Source organism: Variovorax sp. J2L1-78 (genome assembly GCF_030317205.1).
GTDB lineage: Bacteria > Pseudomonadota > Gammaproteobacteria > Burkholderiales > Burkholderiaceae_C > Variovorax > Variovorax arabinosiphilus.
The window spans coordinates 2,412,460-2,431,377 of record NZ_JASZYB010000001.1 but is presented as its reverse complement, the minus strand read 5'-3'; the positions used below and the strand labels follow the sequence as shown (position 1 = coordinate 2,431,377).

20 protein-coding genes are annotated in these 18,918 nt (G+C 68.5%); 17 read left to right on the top strand and 3 right to left on the bottom strand.

The features are described from left to right. Positions 1-21 precede the first annotated feature (21 nt). Entirely contained in the window at positions 22-459 is a 438-nt protein-coding gene (locus QTH86_RS11515; protein ID WP_286644552.1) for a group II truncated hemoglobin, read from the top strand. A 30-nt stretch (positions 460-489) separates the two neighbouring features. Here the strand turns inward: QTH86_RS11515 and QTH86_RS11510 are convergent, their stop codons facing one another. After that, positions 490-879 carry a RidA family protein gene (locus QTH86_RS11510; protein ID WP_286644553.1) on the bottom strand — a complete coding sequence of 130 codons (390 nt, stop codon included), beginning with the start codon at positions 877-879 and terminating at the stop codon, positions 490-492. A 191-nt stretch (positions 880-1,070) separates the two neighbouring features. On the opposite strand from QTH86_RS11510, the gene QTH86_RS11505 reads away from it, so the two are divergent. The 15 genes from QTH86_RS11505 (at position 1,071) to QTH86_RS11435 (ending at position 17,010) form a co-directional block, all read left to right on the top strand. Continuing rightward, positions 1,071-2,633: an ABC transporter substrate-binding protein gene (locus QTH86_RS11505; RefSeq protein WP_286644554.1), complete on the top strand. Its 1,563-nt coding sequence runs from the start codon at positions 1,071-1,073 to the stop codon at positions 2,631-2,633. 9 nt (positions 2,634-2,642) lie between these two features. After that, on the top strand, positions 2,643-3,584 hold the full coding sequence (locus tag QTH86_RS11500; protein ID WP_286644555.1) for an ABC transporter permease: 942 nt from the start codon (positions 2,643-2,645) through the stop codon (positions 3,582-3,584). A 10-nt stretch (positions 3,585-3,594) separates the two neighbouring features. Further along, a complete protein-coding gene (locus QTH86_RS11495) occupies positions 3,595-4,434 on the top strand; it encodes an ABC transporter permease (RefSeq protein WP_286644556.1) in 840 nt (279 codons plus the stop codon). Continuing rightward, positions 4,434-5,474, top strand: a complete 1,041-nt coding sequence (locus QTH86_RS11490) for an ABC transporter ATP-binding protein (protein WP_286644557.1) — start codon at positions 4,434-4,436, stop codon at positions 5,472-5,474. The genes QTH86_RS11495 and QTH86_RS11490 overlap by 1 nt, the downstream gene beginning before the upstream one ends. 34 nt (positions 5,475-5,508) lie before the next feature. Beyond that, positions 5,509-6,483: an ABC transporter ATP-binding protein gene (locus QTH86_RS11485; RefSeq protein WP_286644558.1), complete on the top strand. Its 975-nt coding sequence runs from the start codon at positions 5,509-5,511 to the stop codon at positions 6,481-6,483. A gap of 156 nt (positions 6,484-6,639) precedes the next feature. Beyond that, positions 6,640-7,941 carry an alanine racemase gene (locus tag QTH86_RS11480; RefSeq protein WP_286644559.1) on the top strand — a complete coding sequence of 434 codons (1,302 nt, stop codon included), beginning with the start codon at positions 6,640-6,642 and terminating at the stop codon, positions 7,939-7,941. Between the two features lie 10 nt (positions 7,942-7,951). After that, a complete protein-coding gene (locus tag QTH86_RS11475) occupies positions 7,952-8,878 on the top strand; it encodes a MurR/RpiR family transcriptional regulator (protein WP_286644560.1) in 927 nt (308 codons plus the stop codon). Then, the gene (locus QTH86_RS11470) at positions 8,875-10,359 is read left to right on the top strand and encodes an N-acyl-D-amino-acid deacylase family protein (RefSeq protein WP_286644561.1); all 1,485 of its coding nucleotides are present in this window, start codon (positions 8,875-8,877) and stop codon (positions 10,357-10,359) included. The genes QTH86_RS11475 and QTH86_RS11470 overlap by 4 nt, the downstream gene beginning before the upstream one ends. 216 nt (positions 10,360-10,575) lie before the next feature. Next, positions 10,576-10,947 carry a helicase SNF2 gene (locus QTH86_RS11465; protein WP_286644562.1) on the top strand — a complete coding sequence of 124 codons (372 nt, stop codon included), beginning with the start codon at positions 10,576-10,578 and terminating at the stop codon, positions 10,945-10,947. A gap of 248 nt (positions 10,948-11,195) precedes the next feature. Next, positions 11,196-12,311 carry an ABC transporter substrate-binding protein gene (locus QTH86_RS11460; protein WP_286644563.1) on the top strand — a complete coding sequence of 372 codons (1,116 nt, stop codon included), beginning with the start codon at positions 11,196-11,198 and terminating at the stop codon, positions 12,309-12,311. Further along, the gene (locus QTH86_RS11455) at positions 12,308-13,351 is read left to right on the top strand and encodes an adenosine deaminase (protein ID WP_286644564.1); all 1,044 of its coding nucleotides are present in this window, start codon (positions 12,308-12,310) and stop codon (positions 13,349-13,351) included. Before QTH86_RS11460 ends, QTH86_RS11455 begins: the two co-directional genes overlap by 4 nt. Continuing rightward, positions 13,351-14,259, top strand: a complete 909-nt coding sequence (locus QTH86_RS11450) for a LysR family transcriptional regulator (protein WP_286644565.1) — start codon at positions 13,351-13,353, stop codon at positions 14,257-14,259. Before QTH86_RS11455 ends, QTH86_RS11450 begins: the two co-directional genes overlap by 1 nt. Next, positions 14,256-15,059, top strand: coding sequence for an ABC transporter ATP-binding protein (locus QTH86_RS11445; RefSeq protein WP_286644566.1), 804 nt, complete (start codon positions 14,256-14,258; stop codon positions 15,057-15,059). The genes QTH86_RS11450 and QTH86_RS11445 overlap by 4 nt, the downstream gene beginning before the upstream one ends. Positions 15,060-15,079: 20 nt before the next feature. Then, positions 15,080-15,943 (top strand): ABC transporter permease, encoded by an 864-nt coding sequence (locus QTH86_RS11440; RefSeq protein ID WP_286644567.1) that lies wholly within the window; start codon positions 15,080-15,082, stop codon positions 15,941-15,943. A 50-nt stretch (positions 15,944-15,993) separates the two neighbouring features. Continuing rightward, positions 15,994-17,010, top strand: coding sequence for an isopenicillin N synthase family dioxygenase (locus tag QTH86_RS11435; protein ID WP_286644568.1), 1,017 nt, complete (start codon positions 15,994-15,996; stop codon positions 17,008-17,010). Positions 17,011-17,016: 6 nt separating this feature from the next. Here QTH86_RS11435 and QTH86_RS11430 read toward each other — a convergent pair whose 3' ends face one another. Beyond that, on the bottom strand, positions 17,017-17,676 hold the full coding sequence (locus tag QTH86_RS11430) for a Smr/MutS family protein (protein ID WP_286644569.1): 660 nt from the start codon (positions 17,674-17,676) through the stop codon (positions 17,017-17,019). A gap of 22 nt (positions 17,677-17,698) precedes the next feature. Next, the gene (gene radC, locus QTH86_RS11425; RefSeq protein WP_286644570.1) at positions 17,699-18,376 is read right to left on the bottom strand and encodes a RadC family protein; all 678 of its coding nucleotides are present in this window, start codon (positions 18,374-18,376) and stop codon (positions 17,699-17,701) included. A gap of 76 nt (positions 18,377-18,452) precedes the next feature. Between radC and QTH86_RS11420 the strand changes: the two genes are divergently transcribed. After that, the gene (locus QTH86_RS11420) at positions 18,453-18,911 is read left to right on the top strand and encodes an FKBP-type peptidyl-prolyl cis-trans isomerase (protein WP_286644571.1); all 459 of its coding nucleotides are present in this window, start codon (positions 18,453-18,455) and stop codon (positions 18,909-18,911) included. Positions 18,912-18,918 lie beyond the last annotated feature (7 nt).

The following is an 18,918-nucleotide window of genomic DNA, read 5'->3' as shown; positions in this document are numbered from 1 at the left end:
GCCTGCGCCGACAATCGGCGCATGCAGATCCAAGACAAGCCCCCCGTCGACAGCCCCTTCGAATGGATCGGCGGCGAGCCCGCCGTGCAGGCGCTGGTCGACCGCTTCTACGACCTGATGGACCTCGAGCCGGCGTACGCACGCCTGCGCGCGGTGCACGGCAACACGCTCGACAACGCGCGCCAGCGGCTCTTCTGGTTCCTGTGCGGCTGGCTCGGCGGCCCGCAGCACTACACCGACCGCTTCGGCCACCCGATGCTGCGCGCACGCCATCTGCCGCAGAGCATCGGCGGCCACACCATCGGCCTCGCCGAGCGCGATCAGTGGCTGGCCTGCATGGACCAGGCGATGGGTGAGACCGGTGTCGACGAGGCGCTGCGTGCGCGCCTGCGCGATTCGTTCTTCAAGACGGCCGACTGGATGGTGAACGACCGCCAGATCGTCAAGAAGGTGCTGTAAGGCCGGTGCCGTGGCGCACCCGCGCCTTCTTCAGTTCTTCGGCTTGTAGGCCACCACGTCGATCTCGACCTTCGCGTCGACCATCAGCCGCGCCTCGGTGGTCGAGCGCGCGGGCTTGCCGGCACCGAAATAGCCCATGTAGATGCGGTTGAACGCACCGAAGTCGCGCGCGTCCTGCAGCCAGACGGTGCTCTTGCACACGTCGTCGAGCGTGGCGCCGGCCATCGCCAGCACGGCCTTGAGGTTCTCCATCACCTGGCGCGTCTGCGCTTCGATGCCGCCGACGACGATCTCGCCGTTGGCATCGGCCGGGACCTGGCCCGATACATAGATGAAGTCCCCTGCGCGCACGGCCGGCGAGAAGGGGCGCGGCTGGCGGTCGGAGGTGGTGGGTTCGGCACCGAGGTATTCGAGGGGCATGCGGGCTCCAGTGGCAGGGACGAAAAAGGCATCGGCCAAGGACTCAGCCGGGATGTGTTTGAAAGTATATTTCAGTGACGCCGAGGAATAGCGGGTAATCACGGATGATTTGGCATGCTTGATGCTTCAGAGTCGGTGAAAAGAGAAAGTAAATTTCAATCTCTCCGCCTGACCTCTTGAAGGAGCTCCCCATGATCGACCGTGCCTCTGTCCACCTTCCCGCGCTGCGCCGACGCGTCGTGCTGGGTGCCTCCCTCGTGGCCGCGCTGTGCGCCGTGGCGCCGGCCCAGGCCCAGGCCCCGCGCAACTTCGCCACGCTGGCGATGGTCGCCGAGCCCCAGACGCTCGACCCGATGGCGTCCACCGCCGACCTGGTCGGAACCATCATGCAGCACGTCTACGAGACGCTCTACACCTTCGATGCCAAGTGGAACGTGGTGCCGATGCTGGCCGAAGCCATGCCCAAGATCTCGGCCGACGGCAAGACCTACGCCATCGCGCTGCGCAAGGGCGTGATGCTGCACAGCGGCCGCGAGCTGACCGCCGACGACGTGGTGGCGAGCCTGCAGCGCTGGATCGAGCAGTCGCCGCGCGGCAAGGCCGTGGGCAAGGAAATCGCGAGCCTCCAGGCCAAGGGCCCGCTGGCGGTCGAGATCGTGTTGAAGGCACCCTATGCGCCGCTGCTGTCGCAGCTGGCGCTGCCCAGCGGCATGGCCGCGATCATGGCGAAGGAGTCGATCGCGCAGCCGCTGAAGGACTTCGTCGGCACCGGCCCGTACAAGTTCAAGGAGCGCCGCCCCGACCAGTACGTGCTGCTCACGCGCTTCGACAAGTACGCATCGCGCAAGGAACCCGCGAGCGGCTACGGCGGCAAGCGCGAGGCCGCGATCGAGGAACTGCGCTTCGTGCCGGTGCCCAACGCCAGCACCCGCGTCGAAGGTGCGCTGGCCGGCCAGTACGACTTCGCGGACCTGCTGCCGGTGGAAGCCCTGCCGCGCCTGGAGAAGTCCGGTGGCAAGACGGTGCCGATCCTCACGCCGTCCTTCGGCTTCCCCTACATCGTGTTCAACACCAAGGAAGGCGTGGCCGCCAGCCAGGCCGTGCGCCAGGCGATCCAGACCGCGATGGGCGAGGGCGAGATGCTGGCCGCCGGTTTCGGCGACACGCGCTTCTTCACGGCCGAGGCCAACCATTTCCCGAAGGGCTCGCCCTTCTATTCGACGGCGGGCGGCGATCTGTACAACCAGCGCAATGCGCCGAAGGCCAAGGAGGCCGCGGCCAAGGCCGGCTACAAGGGCGAGCCGATCCGCGTGCTGACCAGCCGCCAGTACGACTTCCACTACAACATGTCGCTGCTGATGGCCGAGCAACTCAAGCGCGCCGGCTTCAAGGTTGAGCTGAACGTCGTCGACTGGGCGACGCTGGTGCAGCGCCGCAACGACTCGAAGCTGTGGGACGTCTACGTCACCCATTCGGGCCAGTTCCCCGAGCCGATGCTCTCGCCGCCGCAACTGGGCGACGGCGCGCCGGGCTGGTGGGACACGCCCGCCAAGAAGGCGGCGCTGCAGGCCTTCAATGTCGAGAGCGACCCGGCCAAGCGCGGCGCGCTGTGGGGCAAGGTGCAGCAGGTGGTGTACGACGAGGTGCCCTACGTGAACGTGGGCAAGTTCAACGGCCTGTCGGCCAAGAGCCCGGCCCTGGACAACTACCAGCCCGCGACCTGGCCGTTCTTCTGGAACGCGAAGATCAAGTAAGCCTGCCCCATGCTGCGCTACATCGCCTCGCGTGCCTTCGGCATGCTCGTCGTGCTCGCCATCGTCGCGGTGCTGGTGTTCATCCTCACGCGCGCGGCGTCGGGCGACCCGATCTCGGTGCTGCTGGGCGACCAGGCCACGGCGGCGGACATCGCGCGGGTGCAGAAGGAATACGGCCTCGACAAGCCGCTGCCGCTGCAGTTCGGCTACTGGTTGCGCGAGGTGCTGCAGGGCAACCTGGGCACGTCGATCTTCCTGCAGCGTCCGGTGACCCAGGCCCTGTGGGAACGCGCCGAGCCCACCGCGCTGCTCGCACTGATGGCCGTGGGCATCGCCGCACTGATCGGCCTGCCCTGCGGCATCGTGTCGGCGGTGTTCCGCGGCCGTGCGGTCGACCAGCTCTTCACGGGCATCGCGATGCTCGGCGCCAGCATTCCGAGCTTCTGGCTGGGGCTGGTGCTCATCCAGATCTTCGCCGTGTCCTTCGGCTGGTTCCCGGTGTCGGGCTACGGCGCGCCCGGGGCGCCGCTGGCCGAGCGTCTGCATGCGCTGGTGCTGCCGGCGACCGTGCTGGGCCTGCTGAACTCGGCGTTGATCATCCGCTTCACGCGCGCCTCGATGCTCGACGTGCTGGGCGAGGACTATGTGCGCACCGCGCGTTCCAAGGGCCTGTCGGAAAGCGTGGTGGTGCTCAAGCACGCGCTGCGCAATGCGCTGGTGCCGATCGTCACGGTGCTGGGCCTGACCATCGCGCTGATGATCGGCGGCGCGGTGATCACCGAGACGGTGTTCGGCCTGCCCGGCGTCGGCAACCTGGTGGTCAATGCGGTGCTGCGCCGCGACTACCCGGTGATCCAGGGTGCGCTGCTCGTGATCGCAGCCATCTACGTGCTCATCAACTTCTCGATCGACCTGCTGTACGCGGTGGTCGATCCACGCGTCAAGCTCTGAAGGCGTCGACATGCACATGCCAAGAATGCTTCGCCAACTGATGCACCGCCGCATCGTGATGCTGTCCGCGCTGGTGCTGCTGGTGATCGTGGTGGCGGCCGTCGGCGCACCGCTGTTCGCCTCGGCCGACCCCAACGACACCGCCGTGCTGCAGCGCCTGAAGGCGCCGGGCGCCGAACACCTGCTGGGCACCGACGAGCTCGGCCGCGACCTGTATGCGCGCATCGTCTACGGCGCGCGCTATTCGCTGTCGATCGCCGCGCTCACCGCGATCGGCGCCGTGGTCGCCGGCACCGTGCTCGGCCTGATGGCCGGCTTCTTCCGCCGGCTCGACACGCCGCTCATGCGCGTGGTCGACGCGATGATGGCCTTCCCCGACATCCTGCTGGCGATCGCGCTGGTCGCGATCCTCGGGCCGTCGCTCGGCAACACGGTGCTGGCGCTGGTGCTGGTCTACACGCCGCGCGTCGCGCGCGTGGTGCGGGCGTCCACGCTGGTGGTGCGCGAGCTGCTCTTCGTCGAGGCGGTGCGGGCGCTGGGCGTGCGCACCTCGCGCATCCTGTGGCGCCACATCCTGCCGAACCTGATGTCGCCGATCCTGGTGCAGGTGTCGTTCATCTTCGCCTACGCGATCCTGGCCGAAGCCGGCCTGTCCTTCCTTGGCGTCGGCGTGCCGCCGGAGATCCCGACCTGGGGCACGATGGTCGCGGGCAGCCAGCAGTACGCGAGCCAGGCCTTCTGGGTGGTGCTGTTCCCGGGGCTGGCGATCATCTTCACCGCGCTGTCGCTGCAACTGCTGGGCGACGGCGTGCGCGACCTGCTCGACCCCAAGCTCAAGAAGACCTCGTGATGACCTCCGCCCCCATGACGCCGCGTCTCACGGTCAGCCACCTGAGCACCTTCTTCCCCACCGAGGACGGCCTGGTGCGTTCGGTCGCCGACGTGAGCTTCTCGATCCAGCCCGGCAGGACGACAGCGCTGGTGGGCGAGTCGGGCTCGGGCAAGTCGGTCACCAGCCTCATGCTGATGCGCCTCTTGCCCAAGACCGCGAACGCGCAGGTCAGCGGCCGGGCCGACTTCGTCACGCGCGAAGGCAGGACGGTCGACCTGCTGGGCATCGGCGAACGCGAGATGCGCTCGCTGCGCGGCAACCAGCTGTCGATGATCTTCCAGGAGCCGATGACCAGCCTGAACCCGGTCTTCAAAATCGGCGAGCAGATTGCCGAGAGCGTGCGCCTGCACAAGGGGCTCGACCGCACGGCGGCCCTCGCGCATGCCAAGCGCATGCTCGACCTGGTGGAGATCCCCGCGGCTGCGCAGCGCCTGCACGAGTACCCGCACCAGCTCTCGGGCGGCATGCGCCAGCGCGTGATGATCGCGCTGGCCATGGCCTGCGACCCGACGCTGCTGATCGCCGACGAGCCCACCACCGCGCTCGACGTGACGATCCAGGCGCAGATCCTCGCGCTGATGCGCCGGCTGCAGACCGAGACCGGCATGAGCATCCTGTTCATCACGCACAACCTCGGCGTGGTCGCGCACCATGCGGACGACGTCGTGGTGCTCTACGCGGGCCGTGTGGTCGAGCGCGCACCGGTGCGGCCGCTGTTCGCCACGCCCGAGCATCCGTACACGCAGGGCCTCTTGGCCTGCCTGCCGGGCAAGGCCCATGTGCGCGGCCAGCCGCGGCCCAAGCGCCTGTTCGCGATCCGCGGCCAGGTATCGAGCCCGCTGGCGCCGCCGCCGGGCTGCGCCTTCGAACCGCGCTGCGACCAGGCGCTGCCCGCCTGCCGCGACGCGATGCCGCCGCTGATCGCCACGCAGGCCGACCGCGAGGCGCGCTGCATCCGCGTGCCCGCCGCCGCCGACCGACTCCCGCAGGCCGCCTGAGCCCGACGACAAGAACAACGCCCCTCACGCCCCCATGTCCACCGTCCCTCTCATCGAAGTCCGCCGGCTCAAGAAATACTTCGGCAAGGGCGACCGCCCGGTGCGCGCCGTCGACGACGTGTCCTTCGCGATCCAGCCCGGCGAGACGCTGGGCCTGGTCGGCGAATCGGGCTCGGGCAAGAGCACCATCGGCCGCACCGTGCTGCGCCTGCTCGACTGCACCGACGGCGAGGTCCGCTACCGCGGCGACGACATCGGCCAGCTCTCGGGCGAGCAGATGCGCAAGCTGCGCAGCAAGCTGCAGATCATCTTCCAGGACCCGTACGCGAGCCTGAACCCGAAAATGCGCATCAGCGCGATCCTCGGCGAGGCGCTGTCGACCCATGGCCTGCACAAGGGCGCCGTGGCGCGCGACAAGCGCATTGCCGAACTGCTGGAGACCGTGGGCCTGCGGCCCGAGCATGCGAGCCGTTTCCCGCACGAGTTCTCCGGTGGCCAGCGCCAGCGCATCGGCGTAGCGCGCGCGCTCGCGGTCGAGCCCGAATTCATCGTGGCGGACGAGCCGCTGTCGGCGCTCGACGTGTCGATCCAGTCGCAGGTGATCAACCTGCTGGCCGACCTGCGCGAGCGCCTCGGCCTGACGATGCTCTTCATCTCGCACGACCTCGACGTGGTCGAGTACCTGTGCGACCGCGTGGTCGTGCTGTACCTCGGCAAGGTGATGGAGGTCGCGACCACCGAAGAACTCTTTGCGCGGCCTTCGCACCCGTACACGCAGGCGCTGCTGGCCGCCAGCCCGAAGCCCGACCCGCTGGTGCCGACCACCCATGTCGCGCTCCAGGGCGACATCCCCAGCCCCATCGCGCCGCCTTCGGGCTGCGTGTTCCGCACGCGCTGCCCGCATGCGATCGAGGCGTGCGCACAGACCGTGCCCCCGCTCGACGAGATCGCCCCCGGGCACCATAGCGCCTGCATCCGCAAGGAACTGCTTTCGACCGCCATCGCCTGAGATGAAACCCACCCCCGATGCGCCTGCGGCGCCTCCCCCTCAAGGGGGCGCACCCAGCGGCCTGGCAAAGCCAGTTCCGCGGGTGCCCTGGCATCCGGCCGCGCCGGTCTCATCGGCTGTGAGTGGCGCGCAGCGCAATGGATAACTGACATACCTATGACCCACACCCAGACTTCCGACTTTCTCGACCCGCTGCTCGGCAGCGGCCACAAGGGCTACCCGCGCACCCAGGCGCCACGCCGCCGCAGCGAGGTCGGCCAGGCCGGCTGGAACGTGCTGGCCGGCGACCTGCCGCTGCCGCTCGCGGTGCTCAAGCGCGAGGCGCTGGAGCACAACGTGGCGTGGATGCAGGCGCGCGTGCGGGCGTGGGGCGTGGACTTCGCGCCGCACGGCAAGACCACCATGTCGCCGCAACTGTTCCGTCGCCAGCTGGACGCCGGTGCCTGGGGCATCACCTTCGCCACGGTGACGCAGCTCGCGGTCGGCGTGGCAGCCGGCGCGCGCCACGCGCTCATCGCGAACCAGGTGGTGAGCGACGAGGACCTGGGCGGCATCCAGCTGCTGTTGCGCGCGCACGAAGGGCTGCGCATCGTCTTTCTCATCGATTCGGTGGCGCAGCTCGCGCTCATCGACGACTGGGCCGTGCGCCATGCCGACAGCGTGCCTTTCGAGGTGATGCTGGAGATCGGCGTCGACGGCGCGCGCACCGGCGTTCGCACGCACGCGCAGGCGATCGAGGTGGCGCGTGCCGCCCACGCCAGCACCGCGGTGCGCCTGGTCGGCATCGAATGCTACGAAGGGCAGGGCGCCACCGCCGACAGCGCAGCCGACCGCGCCTACACCGACACGCTGATGGACCGGGTCGACGCCGTCGCCCGCGAGGCGGTGGCGAATGGCTGGTTCGAGTGCGACGAGGTGCTGGTGTCGGCCGGTGGCTCCGCCATCTACGACCTCGTTTCCGCCCGGCTCGCGCCGGCGATCGGCAAGCCGGTGCGCGGCCTGCTGCGCTCGGGCTGCTACGTCACGCACGACCATGGCACCTACCAGCGCTTCCAGGTGCCGATCGATGCGCGTCTGGGCTGCGAACTGGGCGAGAGCCTGCGCGCCGCGATGGAGATCTGGGCGACGGTGCAGTCGCGCCCCGAGCCCGGCCTGGCGATCGTCGCGATGGGCAAGCGCGACATCTCCTTCGACCTGTCGATGCCGGTGCCGATCGCGCGCGCCGCGCGGGGGGCGACCGCCACCTCGGCCGTGCCGCCGGGCTGGCACATCAGCGCACTCAACGACCAGCACGGCTACCTGCGCTGGGATGCGAGCGAGGAGGCCCTGGCCCCGGTGGTCGGTGAACGCGTCGGCTTCGGCATCTCGCACCCATGCACCACCTTCGACAAGTGGCACTGGATGCCGGTGGTCGAGCAGGACTACCGCGTGAGCGACGCCGTCGCCATGCACTTCTGATCGGGACGCGATGACGCCCTCCCTGCTCCAGAAGATCGCCGACATCCGTGCGAAGGCGCCCGCCACGCGGCGCGCGATCCTCGACCTGATCCTCGAGGACCCCGACCGTGTGCTCGAAGAGAGCTTCGAGTTCCTGGCCGAGCGCTCGCGCAGTTCGGTGCCCACCATCATGCGCACCTGCCGCGACCTGGGCTTCGCGGGCCTGCGCGAATTCAAGCTGGCGCTGGCGCAGGAGCTCGCGCTCGGCGGCTCGCCGCTGCACCGCCGCGTGAACATCGAGGACACGGCCGACGAGGTGGTGTCGAAGATCGCGCGCAGCGCGGCGGCCTCGGTGGCCGGCGTGCGCAACCAGCTCGACATGGCCGTGCTCGACCGCGCGGTGGCCGCCATCGTGGCGGCGCCGCACGTCGACCTGTACGGCGCGGGCGCCACGTCCTGGTTCATGGCCAACGATCTGCAGGCGCGGCTGTTCCGCCTCGGCATCTCGGCCAACGCCTGGGCCGACTACCACCTGCAGCAGGTCGCCGGCGCGGCGCAGCGGCCGGGCGGCGTGGTGATCGCCATCACGCACGTGGGCGGCATGCCCTCGCTACTCGACGCGGTCGACATCGCGCGGGCTCAGGGCTCGAAGGTGATCGCCATCACGCGGCCGGGCACGCCGCTGGCCGCCAAGGCCGACTTTCTGATTGCGCTGTCGGTGCCCGACGATGCCGTGATGCACGTGGGCATCGATGCCTACCTGACGCATCTCACCGTGATCGAGATCCTCACCGTGCTGGTCGCGCAGCGCTGCGGCGAGCCGGCCATGCAGCGACTGCAGCGCGCGCGGGAGGCCTTCCAGCGGCACGGCATCGACGCGACGAAGTTCCCCTTGCAGAGCTGGGACGGTGGCGGCGTGGTCAGCGGCCGCACGGGCGATGTGGAGGACGCGCCATGACGCAAGCGATCTTGCTGGAAGCGGGCCTGGTGGTGGACGGCTCGGGCGGCCCAAGCTGGCCCGGAGACGTGCTGCTGCGGGACGACCGCATCGTCGCGCTGGGCGAAGGCCTGCGCCATCGGCTGCCGCACGGCCTTGCCCTTGCCGATGTCGAGGTGGTCGACTGCACGGCCCGGGTGATCGCGCCGGGCTTCATCGACGCCCACACCCACGACGATGCGATCGTGCTGCGCGATCCGCTGTGCCTGCCCAAGGTGTCGCAGGGCATCACCACGGTGGTGACCGGCAACTGCGGCATCTCGCTGGCGCCGTACCGCACGGTGCAGTCGAAGCCGCCGCTCACGCTGCTGGGCGGCGATTCGTTCCAGTACGCGACCATGGCCGAATACCGCGCCGCGGTCGCCGCGAGCCAGCCGGCGCTCAATGTCGCCGCGCTGGTCGGCCACACCACGCTGCGTTTCGCGGCCATGGATGCGCTCGATCGGCCGGCCGACGAGGCGCAACGGGCGCACATGGCGGCGCTGCTCGACGACTGCATGGCCCAGGGCGCACACGGCCTGTCGTCCGGCCTGTTCTACGAAGAGGCGATGGCGGCGCCCGCCGAAGAGGTCACGGCGCTCGCACGCGTGGTGGCCCGGCATGGCGGCGTGTACGCGACCCACCTGCGCAGCGAGATGCAGCAGATCATCGAGGCGATGCACGAGGCCGGCGACACGGCGTTCGCCGCGGGCGTGCCGCTCGTGATCTCGCACCACAAGTGCGCCGGCCCGGCCAACTGGGGCCGCACGAAAGAGACGCTGCCGCTGATCGAGGCGCTCGCGCAGCGGCAGAAGATCTCGATGGACGTCTACCCCTACGTGGCGGGCTCCACCGTGCTGCGCGAGGACCTGGTCGACGGCGTGATCGACGTGCTGCTGACCTGGTCCGACCCGCATCCGCAGATGACCGGGCGCCTGATTTCCGACATCGCGCGCGAGTGGGGCGTGAGCCAGCAGGAGGCTTGCACGCGGCTCAAGCCCGGCGGCGCCTGCTACTTCCAGATGCACGAGGAAGATGTCGAACGTGTGATCGCGCACCCACTGACCATGATCGGCAGCGACGGACTGCCGCACGACCGCCATCCGCATCCGCGCCTGTGGGGCGCCTTCCCGCGGGTGCTGGCGCGCTACTGGCGTGGCCGCCGGCTGTTCACGCTGGAGCAGGCGATCCACAAGATGACCGGCATGACCGCGCGCAACCTGCGCATCGCGGACCGGGGCCTGTTGCGCGTGGGTGCGATGGCCGACGTGGTGGTGTTCGACCCCGAGACGGTGTCCGACACCGCGACCTACGACCAGCCGCATGGGGTGAGCGTGGGCATCGTGCACGTCTTCGTGAACGGACGGCAGGCCTACCGCGGCGGCGAGACGAGGGTGCTGGCACGCGCGGGACGGATGCTGACGCGCGGCATCTCGCCCGCGGTCGATTGCGCCGTTCTGTAGGTCAAGGGCGCGCCATTGTTTCGCTGGTGTGAACAGCGCGGTTCATTTTCGACAGGGTTTTCACCTAGTTGCCGGCGCACAATTCATCCAACAGAGCAGCGAACACAACAAGTTGAAGACGCTGTTCTGGGTGAGCTAGGCACCGAGCGGTGGCCGCCACGAAGGCGGTGCCCCCGATACCGGTTCGAAATCATCCAACCTCTTGAAAGAAACGAAATGAAGACCTCGAAGATCATCGCCGCAGCAACCCTGTCCCTCCTGGCCGCCGTGGGCGCCCAAGCCGAAACGTACGACGGCGTGCTCACCGTGAACTCAGTGGCCAGCCGCGCCGACGTGGACGCACAAGCCCGCGCCACGGCCCGTGCCGGTGACGTGTTCTCGGAAGCGTCGTTCGCCGGTGTGACTCCCGCACTGACGGCCAGCGCCGACCGCGCCACGGTGCGCAGCCAGGCCGTGCAGACCGCACGCCAAGGCAACATCTACGGTGAAGTCGCTTCGGCCGGCGTGCTGTCGGTCGGTGGTAGCCAGATCGACCGCGCCGCGGTGCGTGCCGATGCACGCAACGCGACCCGCACCAACGCGCTGTAATCGCCGCGCCGGCTTGCCGGCATGAGAACAAGCCCGCGATCGCAAGGTCGCGGGCTTTTTCGTTTGGCGTGGAGCGACGAACGCGCGTCGCGGCAACACCCCGGGCATGCGCCTTGCAGTCGCGTCGTCGCAGGCGTCCTATGTTCCAAAAATGTGCGCATAGACCGCTGAAACGGGTGTTTTAGGAATCATTCGGTGCCTGCTAACTTTGCCGCTCCGATCGATCTCCAGCCTACGGATCCATGCACATGTCTTCACGCCGCCTCTCCGGTTTCTCAGGGTTTCGCGCTTTCGTGCTCCTGTGTCTGGCCGCCGTCACTGCCTTCCAGGCTTCGGCGCAGGCACCGACCAAGCCGCTCAAGACCGTGACCATTGCCGTGGGCACGCAAGTGCTCAACGTCACCTACCCCTGGCTGACGCTGCCGATCGTCCTGGGCTATTGGCGTGACGAGGGCTACGACGTCAAGGTCATCACCGTGGGTGGGTCGTTGCAGGGCATCCAGCAGATGGTCGGCGGCGCGGTCGACTTCGCGCAGCTGAACTCGACCGGCCTGATCCAGGCCAACACCGAGAACAACGTCGCGGTGCGTGGCCTCATGGGCACCGGGGTGATCGACTGGGGCGTCGGCGTGATGCAGGACGGCCCGATCAAGACCGTGGCCGACCTCAAGGGCAAGAAGATCGGGATCTTCAGCCTCGGCACCGGTGGCGTGCCGTTGCTCAAGGGTTACCTGCGTTCGAACGGCATCAACCCCGACTCGGACGTGCAGATCATCGCGACCGGCGCGGGTGCGCCCGCCCTCGAAGCACTCAAGAGCGACCGCGTGCAGGCGCTGATGTTCTGGGGCTCGGCACTCGCCGGCTTCCAGAATGCGGGCACCAAGATGCGCGTGCTGTTCGACCCGGCCTGGCGCGCGCTGCCCGACTTCACCTTCGGCACGCTGCAGAAGACCATCGACGCCGACCCGGCCATGGTCGAGGCGATCTCGCGCGGCGCTGCCAAGGCGACGCTGTTCGTCCAGACCAACCCGATGTGCGCGCTCAAGCTGCACTGGAAGAACTACCCCAGCACCAAGCCCACCGGTGCCGACGAAGCCACGCTGGTCAGCTGGGACATGCGCCTGCTCGACGCGCAGCTGCAGTCGATGAAAGGCGCCTTCGAGATGAACGGCGGCAAGCGCATCGGTGCGATGGACCCGGCCGCCTATGGTCGCATGCAGGACTTCATGCTCAAGGACGGCACCATCAAGCGCACCGTCGCGCCCGAGTCGCTGCTGATCAACAAGCCGGGCTTTGTCGACGCCATCAACCGCTTCGACCACCAGGCCGTCATCGACGCCGCCAAGGCCTGCGCTGGCGTATGACGCCAGCGCAATTCATTGCCGGCCTGCCGAAGGCCGAGCTGCACATGCACATCGAAGGCTCCATCGAGCCGGCGCTGTTCATCGCGCTGGCGAAGCGCAACAACGTGCCGATCGCCTGGAAGACCGAGGCCGAACTGCGCGAGGCCTACAGCTTCCGCAACCTGCAGTCCTTTCTCGACCTGTACTACGACGGCTGCCGCGTGCTGGTGCATGCGGCCGACTTCCAGGACGTGACGCGCGAGTACCTGATGCGCGCGCACGCCGACCGCGTGCTGCATGCCGAACTTTTTCTCGGGCCGCAGGGCCACACGGCGCGCGGCGTGGCCCTGGGCACGGTCCTCGAGGGCACCTTCGCTGCCATGGATGCGGCCCGGCGCGAAGACGGCATCACCAGCGGCCTGATCCTCTTGGCCCAGCGGCATCGCAGCGAGGAAGAGGCACTGGCCTTGCTCGATGCGGCCAGGCCCTGGGCCGACCGGTTGCTCGGTTTCGGGCTGGGTGGCGCAGAGGTCGGCAACCCGCCGTCGAAGTTCGTCGAGTTCTTCCGGCGGTGCCGCGAGCGCGGCTTCAAGGTAGTGGCACATGCGGGCGAAGAGGGGCCCGCCGCCTATGTGCGCGAGGCGATCGAACTGCTCCATGTGCAGCGCATCGACCATGGCAATTCGAGCCTCGACGACGCGGCACTGCTGCGGGTGCTGGCGCAGCGGCAGGTTCCGCTGACCGTGTGCCCGCTGTCGAACCTCAAGCTCAAGGTCGTGGCGTCGATGGACGTTCATCCGTTGAAGAGGTTGATGGACGCCGGGCTCTGCGTCACCGTCAACTCCGATGACCCGTCGTTCTTCGGCGGCTACGTCAACGACAACTACATCGCCTGCCAGGCCGCACTGGGCCTGAGCCGGCAGGCGCTGGTGGCCCTGGCGCGCAACAGCTTCATCGCGGCGTTCATGCCAGCTGCGCAGCGCGATGCCGCGCTGGCCGCCATCGATGCCTACGACCGCGATGCCGCGCCGTGGGTCGACGCGCCGGCACTGGCGGCCTGATGATCACGGCCGTCTCCCTGCGCTACTTCGCGGAAGTCGTGCGCGCCGGTTCGATCCGCGCCGCGGCCGAGCGACTGTTCGTGGCGGCCTCAGCGATCAGCCGGCAGATCGCCTTGCTCGAAGAAGAGCTCGGCGCGCCGCTGCTGGAACGTGGGCCGGGCCGCACGGTGCTGCGGCTCACCGCGGCGGGCGAACTGTTGATGCGGCATACGCGGCACGTCGACCACGAGCTCGACCGCGTGCGATCCGAGATCGAGGCGCTCAAGGGACTGCGCAAGGGCCACGTTCGCCTGGGTGTCGTCGAGACCTTCGTCCGCGAGGTGATCCCGGGCATCCTGAGCCGCTTCAACGACCGCTATCCCGGTGTCACCTACCAGGTCGAAGTGGCGCCGACGACGAAGCTCCTCGAACTGGTCGGCCGCGACGAACTCGACGTGGCCGTGACCTTCAACCCGCCGCCCTCGTTGCGCGTGAAGCATGTGTACGAACGCACGCTGGAAACCTGCGTGATGGTGGCCAAGCATCACCCCTTGGCACAGCTCGCAACGGTCAAGTTGACCGACTGCGCCGCCTACGGCCTGGCGATGCCCGACCAGACCATCAGCGCCAAGCGCGATCAGGACGAGATGTTCGCCAGGGCGCGCATCGAGCCGCGCGAGGTGCTGGTCACCAACTCGTACGAAATGATGCGTTCGGTGGCCGAGACCGGCATGGCCATCACGCTGGTCAACGCTCGCCCGGGCGACAGCGCGGACATGCCGGGCTTTCGCTATGTGCCCATCAAGGACTCCCGGGTGAAGCACCAGCGCATGACCATCTGCACCTGCGAGGGCCGCACGCCCAGCCCGATCGCGGCGGTCTTCATCGAGACCATCAAGAAGGAATTCCAGGAACTGGAGCACGCATGAACATGCCATGGACCCCCCCGCAGGTGGAGGCGCCGGCCTTCGGCTTCCACCGATTGCAGAAGGTGTTTCGCTCGAAAGACGGCGGCGATGTGATTGCCTTGCGCGACGTCGGCTTCGATGTGCGCCAGGGTGAATTCGTGACCGTGGTCGGGCCGAGTGGCTGCGGCAAGAGCACGCTGCTGCGCATCCTGGCGGGCCTGGAGCGTGCGAGCAGCGGCACCGTGTCGCTGGGTGGCCAGGCGGTCACGGGACCGAGCCGCGACATCGGCGTGGTGTTCCAGGCGCCGGTGCTCCTGCCCTGGCGCACCGTGCTGCAGAACGTTCTGGTGCCGGCGCAGATTCAGGGTCGCGACATGAAGGTGGCCACCGAACGTGCCATGCACTACCTGACGCTGGTGGGTCTGGAGAACTTCGCGACCAAGTACCCGGGCGAACTGTCGGGCGGCATGCAGCAACGCGTCGGCATCGCGCGTGCCTTCGTCAACGACCCGATGCTGCTGCTGATGGACGAGCCCTTCGGCGCGCTCGACGCCATGACCCGCGAGACCATGAACCTCGAATTGCACAAGCTCAAGGAGCGCACGGGCGCCACCATCATGCTGGTGACGCACAGCATTCCCGAGGCGGTCTTCCTGGGCGATCGCGTGGTCGTGATGTCGCCGCGGCCGGGCCGCGTGACGCAGATCGTCGATGTCGACCTGCCGCATCCGCGCTCGCTCGACATGATCAACACGGACCGCTTCGGCACCTATGTGTCGGGCATCCGCGCCAACCTGAATGCCGCCGGAGGGCTCGACTGATGAACAGCAGCGCGATCTCGATGAAAACGTCATTGGACGCATCGCAGGAGGGGCCCCTCGTCGACTCGACCGACATGGCGCCGGCACCGGCCGAGGCGGCCGGCCTGAGCCCGACGCGGCGGCGCACGCTGATGGCCGGCTTCTTCGTGCTGGTCATGGCGATCTGGCACTTCGCCGTCGTCCTGCTCGAGGTGTCGCCGCTGATCTTTCCCGGGCCGCTGGCGGTGGCCCGCGCGCTGGTCGAGCTCTTCCAGTCGGGCGAGATCGTCAAACACCTGGGCGTGACGCTGTACGAGATCCTGGCGGGCTTTGCCTTCGGTGCGCTCTTCGGTCTGCTGCTCGGCGCCCTGATCGGCCAGAGCAGCCTGCTCGAGGCCGTGCTGTACCCCTACGTGGTCGCCTTCCAGACGGTGCCCAAGGTGGCGGTGGCGCCGCTCTTCGTGCTGTGGTTCGGCTTCGACACGACATCGAAGGTGGTGATCACCGCGACCATCGTCTTCTTTCCGGTGCTGGCCAACACCATCGTCGGCCTGCGTTCGGCACCCAAGGACCAGATCGAATTGATGAAGGCCTTCACCGCATCGCCCTGGCACGTGTTCCGGATGGTGCGCCTGCCGCAGGCCTTGCCCTATGTGTTCGCCGGGCTGGACATCGGCATCGTGCTGGCCGTGATCGGCGCCATCGTCGGCGAGTTCGTCGGCGCGCAGGCAGGGCTGGGCTACCTCATCCTCCAGCGCAACTTCTCCATGGACGCTGCGGGCATGTTCGCCATCCTGGTCGTCCTGTCGCTCATCGGGCTGGTGCTGCACAGCGTGATGAGACTGATCGCGCGCCGCGTCATCTTCTGGACCGACGCCTTCACCGACCTGTCGCGCGGCGCGTGAGCCGACCTGCGACACCGATTCGTCATCCGCTCACCCACCAAGGAGACCCCATGTCCTCGACCGAACCCACCATCGATCCGCAGATCGCCGTCCCGCGCCGCGCATCCGCCACAGAAATGCCCATCCTCGATCTGGGCGACTGGCTCGCCGGCGGGCCGATCGAGCCACTGGTCGCGCAGTTCAAGGCGGCGTGTACCAACACCGGCTTTCTCTACGTTCGCAACCACGGCATTCCGCGTGCCGCGGTCGATGCCGTGTTCGACGCCACGCGCCGCTACTTCAGCCTGTCGATGGAAGAACGCCTGAAGGACAAGATCGACGAGCGCTTCCGCCGCGGCTTCATGCCCTACGGCGTGACGCAGCATCCGGGTCACAAGCCCGACCTGAAGGAAAGTTACGAACTGGGCGTCGACCTGCCGCTCACCGACCCCGACGTCCAGGCCGGCCTGCCGTTGCATGGCCCCAACCGCTGGCCAGCGGACAAGCCGTGGTTGAAGGAGGCCGCCGAGGCTTACTTCGGTCACACCGTCGCGCTGGGCAAGAACCTGCTGCGCATCTTCGCGACGGCACTCGAACAACCCGAAGACTTCTTCCTGCAGTGGTGCCGCAAGCCCATGGTGCAGTCGCGTCTCTTCCACTACCCGCCACAGTCGAGCCCGACGGCGCTCGAACTCGGTGCGGCGGCGCACACCGACTACGGCATGCTGACCATCCTCGCGCAGGACCCGATCGGCGGGCTCGAGCTGCGCACCCGCAGCGGCGAGTGGGTGGCTGCCCCCTACATCGAAGACACGCTGGTCATCAACCTGGGCGACATGGTCAAGGTCTGGACCAACGACAGCTACGTGTCGAACCCGCACCGCGTGGCCAACCGGACGGGCCGGGAGCGCTTCTCGATCCCCACCTTCTTCAACCTGGACTACGCCACGCCGGTTGCCTGTCTGCCGCAGTTCCAGTCGAAGGACAACCCGCCGCGGCACGCGCCCGTTAAATCGGGCGACTACTTGGTCAAGCGTTTTTCCGAGGTGCAGAAGTACAAGACGCCGGCGCAGTTGCTGGCGGCGTGAGACCGCTCAGCGCTTGACCGGCGCCAGCAGCACCACCAGCGCGCCGGCCCCGCCTTCGGCGGGCTTGGCCTGCACGAAGGCCAGCACCTCGTTCTTCTGGATCAGCCAGCGCTGCGTCTTGGTCTTGAGCACGGGCTGCTTGCCGGGCGACCCCAGGCCCTTGCCGTGCACCACGCGCACGCAGCGCACGCCCTGCTTGTGCGCGCCGCGGATGAAGGCGCCCAGCGCCTCGCGTGCCTCGTCGCTGCGCAGGCCGTGCAGGTCGACCTGCTTCTGGATCGTCCATTCGCCGGCGCGCAGCTTGCGCGTCACGTCGGTGCCGATGCCGGGGCGGCGAAAGCTCATGGCATCGTCGACGTCGAGCAGGGTGGTCACATCGAACTCGTCGGACAGCGATTCGCGCAGCACGCGCTGCTCGTCGAGCTGATGCTGCACCGGGATCGGCGCGGGTGGCTCCGGCGCCAGCGGCACGGCGGCGCTGCGCTTGCTGAGCGGTTGCGTGGCGCCGATGGCCCGGGCGAAGAGGTTCTGCTCGGCCTGACGCTTCTTCTCGGCAGCCGCGCGAGCCGCCGCTGCGGCGGCTTCGCGCGCGCGCTGTTCGGTCAGAGTGCGCTGGACGGAGCCGAGGTCGGCGAGGCTCTTGAGCGTGTCGGAACGGCGTGGCATGGGCTCAGCATAGCAAGGCAAGTCAAAGCAGGCCGCGCTCCGCCATCGACAGTGTCTGGCCGCGCGCCACCACGATGTGGTCGAGCACCCGCACGTCGACCAGCGCGAGCGCGGCCTTGAGCGTCTGCGTGAGCGCCTCGTCGGCACGCGAGGGCTCGACGCCGCCGCTCGGGTGGTTGTGGGCGAGGATCACCGCCGCGGCGTGGTGGTGCAGGGCGCGGACCACGACTTCGCGCGGGTACACGCTGGTCTGGCTGAGCGTGCCGCGGAACAGTTCCTCCATCGCGATGAGCCGGTGCTGCGCATCGAGGAAGAGCGCTGCGAACACCTCGTGCGGCCGGGAGGCGATGTGCAGCTGCAGGTAGTGGCTCACCGCGGCCGGCGAGTCGAACACGGCGCGTTCGCGCAGCCGCTCGGCCATGGCGCGCCGTGCCAGCTCCAGCACGGCCGTCAACTCGGCGCGCTTGGCCGGCCCGCCGAGGCCCTTGACCTGACGCAGGTCGTCGACGCCGGTCTGCAGCAGGCCGGCGATGCCGCCGAAGGTGTCGAGCAGCTCCTGCGCCAGCTGCAGCACGTTCTTGCCGGCCAGGCCGGTACGCAGCAGCAGGGCGAGCAGTTCGGCGTCGCCCAATGCGCCGGCCCCGCGGGCGAGCAGCTTCTCGCGCGGTCTCGCTTCCGCCGGCAGATCCTTGAAAGACATCGCGCCGCAGGGGCTTGTGCCCCACTCCCTAAAATGACGGATTCAGTGTACCGGGGCCTTCGCGGCCGATCCCACCTTGTCCTCGCCCACCACCCACGCCGTCGTTACCGCTGGCTCTTTTCTCACGCTGCACTACCGGCTGGCCGGGCCTGCGGGCGACATCATCAACACCTTCGCCGACAAGCCGGCCACGCTGTCGTTGGGCACGGGCGAGCTGTCGCCGGCCATGGAGCAGAAGCTGATGGGCCTGGAAGAGGGCACGCACACGACCTTCGAGCTGCCTGCCGGCGAGGCCTTCGGCGACCGCAACCCCGAGATGCAGCAGTGGGTCGCGCGCAGCCTGCTGGCCAAGATGGGCGATCCCGACGAGCGCTACGCTGTCGGCGACGTGGTGGAGTTCCCCACGCCCGACGGCATGGGCAGCTACGCCGGCGCCGTGGTCGCGTCGAGCGACACCGCGGTGCAGTTCGACTTCAACCACCCGCTGGCCGGCCAGCCCGTCACTTTCGAAGTGCGGCTGATCGGCGTGCTGTGAGCGGCCC

Bases quoted from the DNA above. Each gene is read 5' to 3' on its own strand.
- QTH86_RS11480 (WP_286644559.1), top strand. From the start codon at position 6,640: ATGACCCACACCCAGACTTCCGACTTTCTCGACCCGCTGCTCGGCAGC.
- QTH86_RS11475 (WP_286644560.1), top strand. From the start codon at position 7,952: ATGACGCCCTCCCTGCTCCAGAAGATCGCCGACATCCGTGCGAAGGCG.
- QTH86_RS11505 (WP_286644554.1), top strand. From the start codon at position 1,071: ATGATCGACCGTGCCTCTGTCCACCTTCCCGCGCTGCGCCGACGCGTC.
- QTH86_RS11510 (WP_286644553.1), bottom strand. From the start codon at position 879: ATGCCCCTCGAATACCTCGGTGCCGAACCCACCACCTCCGACCGCCAG.
- radC (WP_286644570.1), bottom strand. From the start codon at position 18,376: ATGTCTTTCAAGGATCTGCCGGCGGAAGCGAGACCGCGCGAGAAGCTG.
- QTH86_RS11500 (WP_286644555.1), top strand. From the start codon at position 2,643: ATGCTGCGCTACATCGCCTCGCGTGCCTTCGGCATGCTCGTCGTGCTC.
- QTH86_RS11470 (WP_286644561.1), top strand. From the start codon at position 8,875: ATGACGCAAGCGATCTTGCTGGAAGCGGGCCTGGTGGTGGACGGCTCG.
- QTH86_RS11435 (WP_286644568.1), top strand. From the start codon at position 15,994: ATGTCCTCGACCGAACCCACCATCGATCCGCAGATCGCCGTCCCGCGC.
- QTH86_RS11485 (WP_286644558.1), top strand. From the start codon at position 5,509: ATGTCCACCGTCCCTCTCATCGAAGTCCGCCGGCTCAAGAAATACTTC.
- QTH86_RS11515 (WP_286644552.1), top strand. From the start codon at position 22: ATGCAGATCCAAGACAAGCCCCCCGTCGACAGCCCCTTCGAATGGATC.
- QTH86_RS11440 (WP_286644567.1), top strand. From the start codon at position 15,080: ATGAAAACGTCATTGGACGCATCGCAGGAGGGGCCCCTCGTCGACTCG.
- QTH86_RS11455 (WP_286644564.1), top strand. From the start codon at position 12,308: ATGACGCCAGCGCAATTCATTGCCGGCCTGCCGAAGGCCGAGCTGCAC.
- QTH86_RS11495 (WP_286644556.1), top strand. From the start codon at position 3,595: ATGCACATGCCAAGAATGCTTCGCCAACTGATGCACCGCCGCATCGTG.
- QTH86_RS11460 (WP_286644563.1), top strand. From the start codon at position 11,196: ATGTCTTCACGCCGCCTCTCCGGTTTCTCAGGGTTTCGCGCTTTCGTG.
- QTH86_RS11430 (WP_286644569.1), bottom strand. From the start codon at position 17,676: ATGCCACGCCGTTCCGACACGCTCAAGAGCCTCGCCGACCTCGGCTCC.
- QTH86_RS11450 (WP_286644565.1), top strand. From the start codon at position 13,351: ATGATCACGGCCGTCTCCCTGCGCTACTTCGCGGAAGTCGTGCGCGCC.
- QTH86_RS11445 (WP_286644566.1), top strand. From the start codon at position 14,256: ATGAACATGCCATGGACCCCCCCGCAGGTGGAGGCGCCGGCCTTCGGC.
- QTH86_RS11465 (WP_286644562.1), top strand. From the start codon at position 10,576: ATGAAGACCTCGAAGATCATCGCCGCAGCAACCCTGTCCCTCCTGGCC.
- QTH86_RS11490 (WP_286644557.1), top strand. From the start codon at position 4,434: ATGACCTCCGCCCCCATGACGCCGCGTCTCACGGTCAGCCACCTGAGC.